At 46.2% G+C, this 13,382-nt stretch carries 10 protein-coding genes and 1 pseudogene; 8 read left to right on the top strand and 3 right to left on the bottom strand.

Going from position 1 to position 13,382, the window contains the following annotated elements; all coding sequences use genetic code 11:
• The first annotated feature begins 50 nt into the window (after nucleotides 1–50).
• The 5 genes from H6F51_00470 to H6F51_00450 all read left to right on the top strand — a co-directional run bounded on the left by H6F51_00470 (nucleotide 51) and on the right by H6F51_00450 (nucleotide 3,586).
• Nucleotides 51–782: a peptidylprolyl isomerase gene (locus H6F51_00470; protein MBD1820997.1), complete on the top strand. Its 732-nt coding sequence runs from the start codon at nucleotides 51–53 to the stop codon at nucleotides 780–782.
• A 312-nt stretch (nucleotides 783–1,094) separates the two neighbouring features.
• Nucleotides 1,095–1,340, top strand: coding sequence for a hypothetical protein (locus H6F51_00465; protein MBD1820996.1), 246 nt, complete (start codon nucleotides 1,095–1,097; stop codon nucleotides 1,338–1,340).
• A 64-nt stretch (nucleotides 1,341–1,404) separates the two neighbouring features.
• Complete coding sequence (locus H6F51_00460) at nucleotides 1,405–1,653, top strand: hypothetical protein (GenBank protein ID MBD1820995.1); 249 nt, start codon at nucleotides 1,405–1,407, stop codon at nucleotides 1,651–1,653.
• A gap of 128 nt (nucleotides 1,654–1,781) precedes the next feature.
• A complete protein-coding gene (locus H6F51_00455) occupies nucleotides 1,782–2,567 on the top strand; it encodes a glycosyltransferase (protein ID MBD1820994.1) in 786 nt (261 codons plus the stop codon).
• 38 nt (nucleotides 2,568–2,605) lie between these two features.
• Nucleotides 2,606–3,586: a hypothetical protein gene (locus H6F51_00450; protein MBD1820993.1), complete on the top strand. Its 981-nt coding sequence runs from the start codon at nucleotides 2,606–2,608 to the stop codon at nucleotides 3,584–3,586.
• 24 nt (nucleotides 3,587–3,610) lie between these two features.
• Here the strand turns inward: H6F51_00450 and H6F51_00445 are convergent, their stop codons facing one another.
• On the bottom strand, nucleotides 3,611–6,166 hold the full coding sequence (locus H6F51_00445) for a CHAT domain-containing protein (GenBank protein ID MBD1820992.1): 2,556 nt from the start codon (nucleotides 6,164–6,166) through the stop codon (nucleotides 3,611–3,613).
• Entirely contained in the window at nucleotides 6,156–9,233 is a 3,078-nt protein-coding gene (locus H6F51_00440; GenBank protein MBD1820991.1) for a filamentous hemagglutinin N-terminal domain-containing protein, read from the bottom strand. The genes H6F51_00445 and H6F51_00440 overlap by 11 nt, the downstream gene beginning before the upstream one ends.
• Before the next feature lie 343 nt (nucleotides 9,234–9,576).
• On the opposite strand from H6F51_00440, the gene H6F51_00435 reads away from it, so the two are divergent.
• The gene (locus H6F51_00435) at nucleotides 9,577–9,864 is read left to right on the top strand and encodes a Mo-dependent nitrogenase C-terminal domain-containing protein (protein ID MBD1820990.1); all 288 of its coding nucleotides are present in this window, start codon (nucleotides 9,577–9,579) and stop codon (nucleotides 9,862–9,864) included.
• A 177-nt stretch (nucleotides 9,865–10,041) separates the two neighbouring features.
• Here H6F51_00435 and H6F51_00430 read toward each other — a convergent pair.
• Nucleotides 10,042–10,317, bottom strand: a pseudogene (locus H6F51_00430) (IS6 family transposase).
• A gap of 91 nt (nucleotides 10,318–10,408) precedes the next feature.
• Between H6F51_00430 and H6F51_00425 the strand changes: the two are divergent.
• Complete coding sequence (locus tag H6F51_00425; GenBank protein ID MBD1820989.1) at nucleotides 10,409–12,124, top strand: ShlB/FhaC/HecB family hemolysin secretion/activation protein; 1,716 nt, start codon at nucleotides 10,409–10,411, stop codon at nucleotides 12,122–12,124.
• Between the two features lie 269 nt (nucleotides 12,125–12,393).
• Nucleotides 12,394–12,981 (top strand): IS6 family transposase, encoded by a 588-nt coding sequence (locus H6F51_00420; protein MBD1820988.1) that lies wholly within the window; start codon nucleotides 12,394–12,396, stop codon nucleotides 12,979–12,981.
• The last annotated feature ends 401 nt before the right edge of the window (nucleotides 12,982–13,382 follow it).

Below are 13,382 nucleotides of genomic sequence, written 5' to 3'. Positions count from 1 at the left end.
GTCTACCGCGACATGTTTACTCGATTTGCTCTACGAAAGCCGGAGGCGCTATGTCTACTGAGTTGACTGTTTCTCCCGAAGAGGTTCTTTATCAAGTGAAGCTTTCAGGTCAAATTCCAATGATTTTGGAAGAGATTGCAAAACGCAAAGCGATCGTGGCTGCCGCAGAAGAAGCCGGAATCACAGTTGAATCTGAAGAGCTTCAGCAGGCTGCGGATGCTATTCGTTTGAAAAACAATTTGCATCGTTCAAAAGATACTTTGACATGGCTAAAAAAACAAGGCTTATCGTTAAATGAATTTGAAATCTTGGTTCATACTCAAGTTCTTGCTGATAAGTTAGCTGAGCATCTATTTGGTAACGAAGTTGAAGCATTTTTTGCTAAAAATCAGCTCGATTACGCCAAGGTTGTGATGTATGAAATTGTTCTAGACGATGAAGATTTAGCAATAGAACTCTTCTATGCAACACAAGAAGGTGAAGTAAATTTTCATGAGCTTGCTCATCAATATATTCAAAATATGGAACTTCGACGAGCAGGAGGATATAAGGGACTTTTACGTCGTATTGATCTGAATTCAACGATTGCGGCATCTGTCTTTGCTTCAAAACCACCTCAAATTCTCAAACCCATTCTTGTTTTAGGAAAATCCCATTTGATTTTTGTTGAAGAAATCATTCAGCCAGAACTTGATGCTCAGCTAAGAAATAGAATTCTTATAGAACTATTTTCCAACTGGCTTAAACACGCAACCTTAAATCTTTCCAAGGTCATGAACTGAGAGCAATTCAAAAAACCTTTTCTAAAATTAGCGGCTGTTTAGAAATACTCTTGCTATTACGCAAGTCATGAAACTAAAGATTTAGTAACTGGGATGCAAACCTGAAGAGTAGTAAAATCCATTGTACAAGTTCTGTATTACTAGCAAACTTTGAGCTTTCAATATGAACATAATTCCTGCAATTATGCTTTTTTAATAATCTTCAATTTCTTGAATTTCTAATAGGATTTGCTACTCTTTAATTAAGAAGTTAAATCATTAAAGTTTAGCTTCAACACTAAATCAACGCATTAATTTGAAAGGAGATTGACAATGCAAAACATCAACATTTCTGATCTTTCTTCTGCTGATTCAGAAACTCTTTTTGACGCTGAGCTGTCAGTTGATGAATTAACAGCTATCAATGGAGGCGGCTATATCGGTGCAGCCATTGGAGCTTTTATTGGCTGGTTTGTTGGTGGATACGAAGGAGCTGCGGCTGGAGCTGAGATAGGTGATCTGGTTGGCGATGCAGTTTATGAAGTCATTTTTGGACCTGATGAGCCTAAAGCTGTATGACGAACCTTGTGATCCGTATCCGTAAGAAAGGATGAAACAAACTCAATTAAGGAGTACTTGAACCATGAAAAACATCAAGATTAATGACCTTACTTCTACTAGTTCAGAGGGCTTCATCGAATATGAACTTTCCATTGAGGAAATGGCAGACATTCAGGGAGGAGGTTATCTCGGCGCAATTCTTGGTGGAATTATTGGAGCCGTTGTTGGCTTTTTTGAAGGTGGACCAGTCGGTGCAGTCGTGCTGGGAGGTATTGGAGCATCACTTGGAGATTGTATCCAGGATGGAGACTGTCCTGTACCAACGCAATGACATATTCAAGCAGCTTTAACTGCTAATGACGTAGTGTAGTATTCACTGTTCGATAAGGGAAAGAGCTATATCTTTATCTTTCCCTTATTTTTTCAATCATCAATCAAACTTTAATCAGGATAAGAACAATGTCGTACACCATTTCTATCGTCATCCCTGTTTATAATCGTGAAATCTACCTAGGTGCCGCGATCGAGAGCGTTTTGAATCAGACCAGGTGCGACTTTGAACTTTTGATTTGGGATGATGGTTCCACCGATCGCTCTCTAGAGATAGCTCACTACTATACAACGCTTGATCCTCGGATTCGCGTTATTGCGGCTGCTCATCAGGGCGTTGCAGTTGCGTTAAAGCAAGCATTTGCTGAGACTACTGGTAAATACATTGCCTCTGTTGATAGTGATGATTTACTTGCACCAACCGCGCTTGAAGCGACAGCAGCAATTCTCGATGAACAATCAACAATTGGCTTAGTTTACACTGACTATCATGTAGTTGATGCAGATGGGCAAGACAAAGGGCTAGGACTAGGCTGCAATATCCCTTACTCCAAGAATCGATTACTGATTGATTTTATGACTTTCCATTTTCGGTTGCTTCGACGCTACGTCTATGACCAAGTTGGAGGCATTGATACATCTTTCGAGCAAGCCGAGGACTACGATCTCTGCTTGAAAGTTTCAGAAGTAACACAGGTGTACCATCTTGCCCAGCCACTTTATTATCATCGTCGGCACAGCACAAACATAACAAATCAACGTTTGGAACTGATTCAGTGGACTGCTAAAGCAAGTTCTCAAGCTTTAAAGCGTCGAGGATTAGACGACCAATACGAGCTTGATGTACAGATTGTTGGTCAATTTAGGCTACAACGCAAAAAACTACACAACACGATTACTACTAACGCATGCTAATTCCATCGCTACTATCTTAAACATCGAGAATGAATCCAATGACTCAATATTTTCTTGGCATCGATATTGGTGGAACAAAGAGTCATGCCTTAATTGCAGATTCTTCAGGTCGTGCCCTTGGCTTTAGTCATCAGGGTTCTGGCAATCCCAGAATTGTTGGCTCTCAAGGCTTCTCCAAAGTTCTCCATGGGGTCGTACATCAAGCACTTGTGTCGGCAGGAATCTCAAAGCATCAACTATCTCACATTGGTTGTGGAATTGCTGGGTATAATTGGAATTCTGAGCAAAAATCACTCCTAACCACTGTGCAGCAATCACTAGATATACCATCAGCATCAGTAGCAATTGCAAACGATACTTTAATTGGGCTTCTAGCAGGCACATCAGCAGAATGGGGAGTTGCAATTGTGGCAGGAACATCCTGCAATTGTAGAGGTTGGGATCAAAACCGACGAGAAGGGCGTGTTACAGGTTTAGGTTTTATGCTGGGCGAAGCAGCAGGTGCGCTTGAACTTCTCATTAAGGCAAGGCAAGCGGTTGCGTTTGAATGGTCTCAACGCGGATTGCCGACAGCATTAACTCAAGCATTTATGCAAGTAACAGGTGCGCCAGATATTGAGCGTTTGATCGAAGGATGGGCAACAGGTGTTTATCAGCTTCGTCCAGAGATGGTTCCCATTATTTTTCAGGTTGCGAATGAGGGTGATCCGGTTGCTAAAAGTTTGATTCAATGGGCTGGGCAGGAACTAGGTAGCATGGCAATTGGTGTAATTCGCCAGCTTGGCTTAGAGACACTTAAATTTGATACTGTACTGGTTGGGAGCCTTTTTAGGGCAAGTTCGCTGCTCGTGCAAATTGTAGATGAAACAATTCACCAAGCCGCTCCTAATGCTCGGCTTATACAATTATCGGTGCCGCCTGTTATGGGGGGCGTACTGCTAGCAATGAAACAGTCAGGAATAATAGCATCTTCTGTACGCGAAACCCTACTGAAGTCTACAGCTAATTTATTGAAATGACGACGCTGCAAGAAAGCCTATCTGTTATAGCCAATTTCCTACTAAAACATACGGTGCCCAGTAGCGGGGATGCTGATACTGAGGGTGCTGCAGCAGCTTGAGTTGGGCGTCTCGCAGTGCAGCCGCTTTCGTCGTGGTCGTTTGTGTGAGATTTCGATAAAACTCGCCCATAAATAATGCAGTTGATTCATCATCCAGTGACCAGAGCGACGCGATCGTACTTCTTGCCCCCGCCCGAATCGCCACTCCAGCCAGCCCTAACGCCGCCCGGTTATCTCCCGTCGCCGTTTCGCAAGCACTGAGAACCAGAAGCTCGATTGCGCCAGTTCCCGTTTGTTCCTTGACCCGCAACAACCGACTGAAGTCGTTCACCTTAATCGGTTGATCCCACGCAAGAATAAAGGTCTTCTCTGCATCCGAGCTAAACTGTCCATGCGTCGCTAAATGCACAACCGGAAACGGAGCAGCATTAATCTGCTCTTGCAGTTGTTTTTCTGTAAAGGTCTGATTGAGCAATACTTTACTGGGCACTTCTGATTGAATTTCTTCAACTTCGTTTCTCACAAAACTGAGCGGTGCAAAGCCGTGACGCGATTCGGTCAGCCCTGCGGTGAGGGTTCGTAATTGGATTTGTTTGAGCGATCGTGGATTGAGTAGTTGTAGTCCTGGTGTTAGAGCAACGCCATATTTTTGAATTAAATACTGTTGCCCATCATGAAGCACCGACATTGGGATATTCCGCAGGGCTCCATCTAATACAAACACTAATGTTTTCGGTTTCGTTGCTGTTAGCGTTGCTTCTGCGGGGCGAATTAGCCAATTGTAAACCTGTTGTGATAGAGTTTGTACTTCTTGCAGGGTGTAGGGTTTTGTGAGTTTTTGCTGCAGTTGTTCGAGGGTTTGTTCAACTTGCACTTGCGGAACTAACACCGTGTAGTGCCGTAATTCTTGTCGCGGTAGTTTGAGGATGATCTCTAGGCGATCGCTCAGAATAATCGGATAAACGACTGCCGCCGATGCATCCGCTTGGTCAATGACTTGATCCACTTGCACGACCGTATCTAGACACGCTGCCCGGAAAAAATTTTCAAGTTCTGCAACTTGCAGTGATTCAATCACATCGCGAGCTTGAGTTAATTTAACCTGACTTGGTGCTGCAGTTTTCTGAAGTAACAAATCGACCAACTGCCGATAAATTGGTTCCACGCTTTCTCGGAAAGAAAACTGGATCTCCGGATTTACGGCGACTAGATCTTTGCGTAGCGATTTTAACGTATTGACGGCTCCAGTGTAAGCTGCGATCGCGCCTGTAGAATTGCCTTGCGCTTTCAATAATCGTCCTAATTGCCATTCCCAGCGGTAGGCGATATCTGATGCCCGCATCGCTTCGGCTAATTCCAGCGCTTGCTGCGTTAAATCCTGCGCGATCGACCATTGACGATTTTGTTCGTAGACATGAGCAAGCGTTCCCAGGGCGAAGGATTGCGATCGTCGATCATTGAGGGCGCGAGCTTGTTGTACCGCTTTGGCTAACTGTTGAGCAATGGCGGTGCGATCAAAGCTCGGAAGCTTCAACAGCAGTTGAGCAAAGGTAATTTGCATCTCGATCACGGTTCGACTCGGCGGCAAGGTTGCCAGTTGCGGTTGAATTTGACGCACTAAGGGTTGAATGTTGTCGCGCTGATTGGGATGAGTCAGCAAACTGAGTTGATTGAGTTGTGCTTGTACTTTGGTGAGGGGCGACGCGGATCGAGTTGCTGCTTGTTGATAAAACGCTAAAGCAGCTTGAGCGTCTCGCTTGGTTTGGGCAACGTTGCCTAAACTTAACAACGCCGCCGCTGTTTCTTCACTGGCTTGAAGCTGTTTGGCGAGTTCCAAACTTTGTTGCAACACAGCATTTGCTGCATCGGTTTCTCCAACGAGTAACAGCGCATCGCCAAAACTTCGTAAGCCTACAACTTTGACCAAAGATGCAGGTTGGTTTTGGAGGGTCGATCGTAAGTTCTCCAAAACTGTCAGTGCACGACGGTGAAATCCTAGGGCTTGAAGTGCCTGTGCTTGATTAAGGTGGCTACGAACAATACCCGCCTGATCGTTTGTTTTTGAGTAGAGCGCCGTTGCTTGCTGCCAAGTTCCCAAGGCTGACTCGGCTTGCCCAGTCGCGAGCTGCAAACGGCCTTGAATATCAAGCGCTTGAGCAAGCACTGAAGTTTGTTGATGGGTAGAACGCAGGAGTTTCAGACTTTCTGTGATAGCTTGATTAGCTTCGGTCCACAATCCGAGCTGTTGAGATGCTAGTGACAAATTACTCAGCGCGATCGCTTGCCTGAGGGTGTCACCTCGCGATCGCGCCTGTTGAACTGCTTGTTGTAAAACGGTGACTGCTTCACTAAACCGCCCATTTTCATACAGTGCTTTTCCTTGTTCTTCTGGGGTTAGAGCTTGGGCGTTTGGGGCTGGAGAAGAAACAGAAGCCGCAATACTGACAGAATCGCGAATTGCAAACGGAACGCACTCAAAGGCAGCTATCCAGCCAGCTGTGAGGAGAACAAGCCAATTAATCCGAGATTTAGAATCCATGGCAGGGAACCGATGAGAGCTGAACAGAAGAATCAGACGGCACCTGAGCAATCAACGCGACGTTTCCCTGAGCATCTTTCACCCATCCTTGGGCTTCGACTAGTTTTTCGGGTGGAGAAGCTGCACGGTTTGAACTTTGACGAACAGCATCTGGCTTAGTATTGACACCGCTTCTTGCCGCATTTTGCTCTGTGCTAATCGCCACATCAGAGGGAAGATTGACCCAAGGTGTCAGCACCGACGAACTTCTCAAAGGTTCACCGGGTGCAGTTGGTAGTCCACCGCGTCCGGTGATGACAAACTGGCTGATCTCTCCGCTTGCCCGACTTGGTGAACACTGTTGCGTGATTAACCGAGAAGCATCGACGGAAACGGTTGGTAAATTCACTAATCCTTGGCTTGGATTCACACTCAGAACATTAATGTTCACTTGTCCATCAATCCCAAAGTCGGAACTAGCAGAAATACGGCTTAATTGTGGATTTCGTGATTGTTGCTGGAATCCTATCAAACCTTGCGTCGTGATGTTAATCTTGCCGCCCGTTCCTGTATAAGCTTCGGTAGTGATGTTACTTCTTTCAGTGGGAACAGTAACAATTAGGGGAGAACGAATCGTAATATTACCACCATTTCCAGTTCCCTCTTCTGTACCTGCTGAGGTTGAAATATTACTACTGCGCCGCAGCAACAAGAGATTGCCTAAAGTGAGAGTAATATTACCGCCGTTCTGACTACTCGTCGTTTCTCCAAGAATTTCAGCTTGATTATCCAGTAAGAGCCGCCGAGCTTGGAGACTAATGTTACCCGCTGTTATATTGCTTGTATCTTCCTTACCTTGTATAAGGGTACTTGCACTCAATCGACTACCGTTCTCGATCGAAACGTTACCGTAGTGCGCCAGAATCTCTAGGCTTCCAGCGTTTCCATGTCCTTCGGTTTTGATAAACACGTTAGCACGATCGCGAATTGAGAGCGATTCAGTTGAAATCTTAATTTCTCCACCGTTTCCGCTAGCTCCTGGATGAACATTGCTACTGATCCGGCTTCCTGGATTTGTCAGAATAATGTCTCGAGCATTAATGGTAATATTTCCAGCGTTGCCCTGACCATAGGTGCTAACACTCAGTCCAGCATTATCCTGCCCTATCTTGTTATCGATTCTGAGCGAGCCTGTCTCAATTTTGAGGCTTCCAGCGTTTCCACGTCCTTCGGTTTTGATAAACACGTTAGCACGATCGCGAATTGAGAATGATTCAGTTGAAATCTTAATTTTTCCACCGTTTCCGTTAGCCCCTGGATGAACATTGCTACTGATACGGCTCCCTGAATTTGTCAGAGTAATGTCTCGAGCATTAATGGTGATACTTCCAGCGTTGCCCTGACCATAGGTGCTAACGCTCAATCCAGCATTACCCTGCTCTATCTTGTTATCGATTCTGAGTGAGTCTGTCTCAATGTCGATCTTACCCCCATTTCCCTTGGCATCGGGCATCTCTATTTCTCCTAAACGGCTCACAATGTTGCTGCTTGATAAGACTACATCCTTAGCGTTGATCTGGACACTTCCAGCGTTGCCTTTGCCGTTTGTATCAACTGAGATTAGAGCATTATTGGTAATTGAAAGTGAGCCAGTCTCAATCGTAACAATTCCGCCGCTCCGGTATGTTTCCGGCTCTATTTTTAATTGCCTAGCCGGATCATGTACGTTGCTGCTGATTGCCCTACCCTCTGCCTGAGTCGGTCCTGGACCTCGTACTGTAACGCTGTCAGCCGCGCGGATGGTGACATTTCCAGCGTTTCCATACCCGTAAGTGCTAGTACTCAACCGTGCGCGATCTTCGATCAAGAGGGATTTCGCTTCAATCTCAATATTTCCTCCCCGTCCATGAACGTTAGGACCCAATTTACTATCACCGACTCGGCTCTGAGCTCCACTAAATCGATCACCTGACCCTCCGTCTAGGTTCCCTTTCAGGGTAACTTGACCACGTGCGCGAATAACGATTGCGCCCGCATTGCCAGTTCCAAAAGTAGAGGCGTTGAGTTGCGATCCCTCTAGCATCGAAAGTGAGCCAGTATGAATGCTAATCTTGCCCCCTTGACCTGTGCTGTTCGGGGCCACAATATTCTTAATTTGAGATTCTCCCGTCACAGTGATTGCATCGATCGCATCGAGCGTAACGTCTCCGGCTTTACTCTCTTCTGTCCCTAATTTTGGTGCAATTCCTGCCTCCAAATCACTTTTATTGGCAATCTCCAAAGACTGAGCCACGATCGCAATACTGCCACCATTATCTTTAGCAACGGAAATTCGAGCCCCATCGGTCAGAGCAACCGGAGCACGGGTCAGACCCTTGGGAACCTCCAACCGCAATTCCTCACCGCTGAGTTTGAGATCCACTCGTCCTTTATCTGCCACGCCTACCAACTCCACCCGTCCACCCGGAGCAGTTAATCTGCTCCCCCTCATGTCAATGTTGCCACCCACGAGCAGCAAACTGCGACCCTCACGAACCTTTAACCCAAAAGCTTCGTCAGCACTCGAAGAAGTGTGTGAGTTATTTTGAATCCCTGCTCGCTCGATGCGGTTGAAGAGCAACGCTGAAGGATTCACCGTTAACAGTGGAGCAGCATTCGGATCAGAAGCACTAAACGAATTTTGGTCATCGAACTGAATCGCATCAGCAGTGGTTGCTAGTAACGAACCGCCAATTTGCAACTTTGCATTCTTTCCAAAAATAATTCCATTGGGATTGATCAAGAATAAACTGGCGGTGCCATTGGCTCGAATGAGTCCATCAATATTGGAAATAGAGCTACCGGTAACGCGGCTCAGGATGTTCTGAATGTCTGAGGTATTATTAAAATAAGCAGTGCCATTCGTGGGAACTGAGAATTGACTAAAGCTATGAAACAAGTTTTTTCCTGCTAACGTTCCGCCCGTGATGGTGCTGACGTTTCCCTCAACGGCAACGCTCGAATTGTTAGAAAGGCTCCGATCAGGAATCACTTGAGCTGGGACCGGAGATATTAATAAGCCTGAAGCGATCGCGAGTGTGGGTGACAAGAGTACTGCGATCGTTAAATTTAGGAAACGCTTATCTAGGGATTGCATCATCGTACTTAAAGTTTTTCAAAGTCTTACCTGTATCAATCCATCCAGCGCTTCGTGTTGCATTTTGCGCTGAGGGTCTTAAAGGGAAATATGATACTAGTTTATCGCCAAAATTAGCTCGTTTTTATTACGAAAAGTGAGCGTAACAGGAAGCAATAACAACAGAAATTCCACTGCAAATAGGCAAACGATTCTTCTAATCTGTATAAAACTACAAGCATTATTTGATAAATCAATAGAGGCAAACAACTACTAAAAGCCTCTACTCGGTAGATGTTCATTCAGGTGATTAGTTATGTTGAGCTTAATTTGCAACCCAACGAAAATTAGCCTTCTGCAATTAATTGCGAACAAGCTGGATGCGATTGAGATCAATAACCCCAAAATGGCACAACTTCTCTGTCGCCTCATTCCCTCGCACTGCCCCTTTGAACGAGATATTCGTTTTTGCGATCGCGTTCTCCTCCACATACCTCCAATGTGCAAACTGAACCCGTTTTATGAACAATTAGTTGGCTTGCGGTTCAAAGCCCTCTGCTACCTAGCTGATGTTTGTGGTGAAGATATCACAGCTTATTGCTAATATACAGACCCTATTGTTATCCACGAGTGTTAAATTGATGTTTTCGCATGGGTGCGGGGGAATAAATGAAGTCGTTAGAAGCATCACAGCGGCATTATCAACTTAACCATGTACCTTCAAGATTAAGCACAGTATATCCTTGAACATTCAAGCGTTGCTCAATGTTACCAGCAACTTTCAAGCAATTTCTCGCCACTCCTCAAATCGTTGGCGTAGCTGTTCTAGGTAGCGTTTTACACTCAGGTCATGTTGCTTCGGGTGAAAGTGTCCTCGGATTGGTTCAAAGGCTGAGAGAAATCGTTGCGCTTGCCCTGGGGATTTAAATTGTTGCATTCGCCGCTCTCGCACTCGTGTGGGTTAATGCAAGTTCTCTACTCGATTGTTCAATCCCTTGTGTTGTTGATGTTATACTCGCTTTATCGCCTGTTTCTTTGTCGCTTCATCGCTCCTGAGGCTAGTCCGCTAGTGCTTTTCTTGTTCATATTAGGGGATCGTCAAGGTGCAACAAAGAGTTAAATAAAAATAGCTCTGCTATGAGGGTGAAATGATGTTTCGATCGCAACTTCAAGTTCTGCTGACGCTTGGCGTTACGATTGCTACTTCTTCTCCGGGACTTGCTCAGCGCATTCCCATTCCTCCGCCTCAAGATCTACCACGCCCGCTTCCCTCACAACCCTCGCCGTTGGAAGCTACGCCAGCTCCGCTGCCTCCTCCGGATCAACTGCTTCCGATTGCTCCGTTACAACCGACACCTGAAGCTCCTGGTAACGTTCCCGATACCATTCAACTCAAACAAATTGAAATTGTCGGGAGCACAGTCTTTCGGGCGCAAGACTTTTCTGAAATTACTCGCAAATATGTGGATCGCAATGTTTCATTTGCAGAGTTGTTGCAGTTGAGAACTGAAATTACAGATTTCTATGTCAAGCGCAGCTATGTCACCTCTGCTGCCATTTTGCCGCCGCAAGTGCTGACGGGTGGCACGGTCAAGATTCAAATCATTGAAGGTACGATCGAGAGTGTCAATGTGCTCGGAACGCGTCGCCTCAATCCTGCCTATGTCCGTAGCCGCATCGGTCTTGTTGCTCAGAAGCCCTTGAATGTGAATCGTTTGCTCGAAGGCTTGCGGCTATTGCAGCTTGATCCTCTAATTGCTTCGATTTCAGCCGATTTGCAAGCCGGAACGCGCCCCGGAACCAGCATTTTACAAGTGACGATCGCAGAAGCCAAAACGCTCACCGTTACTCCGTCACTCGATAATGCGCGATCACCCAGTGTCGGCTCATTTCGACGACAGTTTGGAGTCTCACAAGCGAACTTGCTCGGTTTCGGCGATAGTCTCAGTGCAACTTACACTAAAACGGATGGAAGCAATGGCGTGGATTTGAGCTATACCATTCCTCTCAATCCACGCAATGGAACATTGAGGCTTGCTTATGGCAGTACTCGCAGTCGCGTGATTGAAGAGCCGTTTGATGTTCTCGATATCACAGCGAGATCGCGCTATTACGAATTGACGTTCAGACAGCCGATCATTCAGCGTTCGACCGATGAATTCGCCTTGGGGTTGACCTTTTCGCGGCAAGAAAGTCAAACCGAACTCGGCATTAATAATATTGGTCCATTTCCGTTGTCTCCGGGGGCTGACGCGCAAGGACGAACCCGAATTTCAGCATTGCGGTTTTTTCAGGAGTATGTGCAGCGCAGCGATCGGCAAGTGTTTGCTGCGCGATCGCAGTTTAGCTTGGGTTTAGGTTTGTTCGGTGCCACGCTCAATGATCAAGATCCCGATAGTCAATTTTTTGCCTGGCGAGGACAGGCGCAATGGACAAGGCTTTTAGCGAGAGAGTCATTGTTGTTAATTCGAGGAGATTTGCAGCTTGCCGGGCATACCTTAGTTCCTTTCGAGCAGATTGGCATTGGGGGAGTCGAAACGGTTCGCGGCTATCGACAAGATGCCCTCCTCACGAATAATGGATTTTTGTTCTCAACCGAGTTGCGGTTGCCGATTTTTAGACCCAGTGGGGGAATTGTTCAACTCACACCGTTTATCGATTTGGGTACAGGCTGGAATCGGAGTGGAGAAAATCCTGCGAAAAATACGCTGGTTGGGGCGGGATTCGGCTTACTATGGCAGCAAGGCGAGGATTTTTCAGCCCGGATTGATTTTGGATTTCCGTTGGTGTCGATCGAGAATGAAAAGCGCACCTTGCAAGAGAATGGCATCTACTTCTCGATTCAATATAGCTCCTCGTTCTAAGAGGACGTTTGAGAAGTAGCAGATTATACCCATTTGTTAGAATGGAGACATGAATCGGAAATCTTACAATACTGATGTGTCTGATGATGAGTGGACAATCCTTGAACCATTAACTCCAGCATCTCAACTCAGTAGGCGTCCGCGTTTTCGCAGTATGCGCAAAGTTATTAATGCTATTTTCGGCATTGTTATTAATGCTATTTTCGGCATTGTCAGGTTAATCGGAACGTAGAATAATCGGACTGGTTCAACTCGGATCATATCTTCTCATGTACTCCCGTCATCAATTTCCCGGCGAAATCATCAGTTACTGTAAATTCGGGCAGCAATACGCCAATCCGCTGCGACGGAAACGCCCGTTCATCGCTGATAAATGGCATCTTGATGAGGTCGTGGTGACGATCAAGGGAAAGCAATATTATTTGTGGCGAGCGGTGGATGCGGAGAGCACTGTATTGGGTGTGCTGCTGCAACGACATCGAGATACCCATGCAGCAGCACGTTTTTTTCATAAACTGCTGAAGAAACAAGGTTTCGTGCCACGGATGATGGTCACCGACAAACTGAAGAGCTACGAAGCGGCAAAGAAACGAGTGATGCCGAGCGTGGAGCATCGAACTCATAAGGGGCTGAACAATCGAGCGGAGAACTCGCATCAACCTACAAGAGTCCGAGAACGACGCATGAGGCGATTCAAATCTCTAGGGCAAGCGCAACGATTCCTTTCAGCCTTTGAACCGATTCGAGGCCACTTCCACCCGAAGCAACATGAACTAAGTGCAAAACGATACCGAGAACAACTATGCCAACGCTTTGAGGAGTGGCGAGAAATTGCTTGTGTGAGAGTTACTGCGTAACATTCAGCAGCGCTTGAATGTTCAAGGATTACAGTGCTTAGTGTTGAACGCATGCGGTTAAGTTGATAATGCCCCCTATGTTGACTTCAAGTAAGCCAGTTTCCTTAGTGTTTCAGTCCCGTTGCCGAGATTCAGAGCTTTGCGACTTGAAATGCTGTGTCTACGGGCAAAACGGCTTTACCTTTGTTTCAGTCCCGTTGCCGGGATTCAGAGCTTTGCGACCCTGCGCTCTGGTTCGTGCTGGCGCCCGGTCTAGTTTCAGTCCCGTTGCCGGGATTCAGAGCTTTGCTTGCATCAGAGATCTGACCTCAAACGGCAAGCAGATTCTTTGCAGGCTGCAAGCTTGGCACTTTTTTGTATGGTTGATCGGCGCTGGCATTGCCCCTTGATCTGCAGCGCGA

It is taken from the genome of Cyanobacteria bacterium FACHB-DQ100 (assembly GCA_014695195.1).
Lineage (GTDB): Bacteria > Cyanobacteriota > Cyanobacteriia > Leptolyngbyales > Leptolyngbyaceae > Leptolyngbya.
Note: the sequence above shows the minus strand (reverse complement) of the source record. Positions and strands in the feature narration are given on the sequence as shown.

What these genes read in the sequence shown, in the direction of transcription:
- H6F51_00470 (MBD1820997.1), top strand. Translation starts at nt 51, where the DNA reads ATGTCTACTGAGTTGACTGTTTCTCCCGAAGAGGTTCTTTATCAAGTG.
- H6F51_00465 (MBD1820996.1), top strand. Translation starts at nt 1,095, where the DNA reads ATGCAAAACATCAACATTTCTGATCTTTCTTCTGCTGATTCAGAAACT.
- H6F51_00460 (MBD1820995.1), top strand. Translation starts at nt 1,405, where the DNA reads ATGAAAAACATCAAGATTAATGACCTTACTTCTACTAGTTCAGAGGGC.
- H6F51_00455 (MBD1820994.1), top strand. Translation starts at nt 1,782, where the DNA reads ATGTCGTACACCATTTCTATCGTCATCCCTGTTTATAATCGTGAAATC.
- H6F51_00450 (MBD1820993.1), top strand. Translation starts at nt 2,606, where the DNA reads ATGACTCAATATTTTCTTGGCATCGATATTGGTGGAACAAAGAGTCAT.
- H6F51_00445 (MBD1820992.1), bottom strand. Translation starts at nt 6,166, where the DNA reads ATGGATTCTAAATCTCGGATTAATTGGCTTGTTCTCCTCACAGCTGGC.
- H6F51_00435 (MBD1820990.1), top strand. Translation starts at nt 9,577, where the DNA reads ATGTTGAGCTTAATTTGCAACCCAACGAAAATTAGCCTTCTGCAATTA.
- H6F51_00425 (MBD1820989.1), top strand. Translation starts at nt 10,409, where the DNA reads ATGATGTTTCGATCGCAACTTCAAGTTCTGCTGACGCTTGGCGTTACG.
- H6F51_00420 (MBD1820988.1), top strand. Translation starts at nt 12,394, where the DNA reads ATGTACTCCCGTCATCAATTTCCCGGCGAAATCATCAGTTACTGTAAA.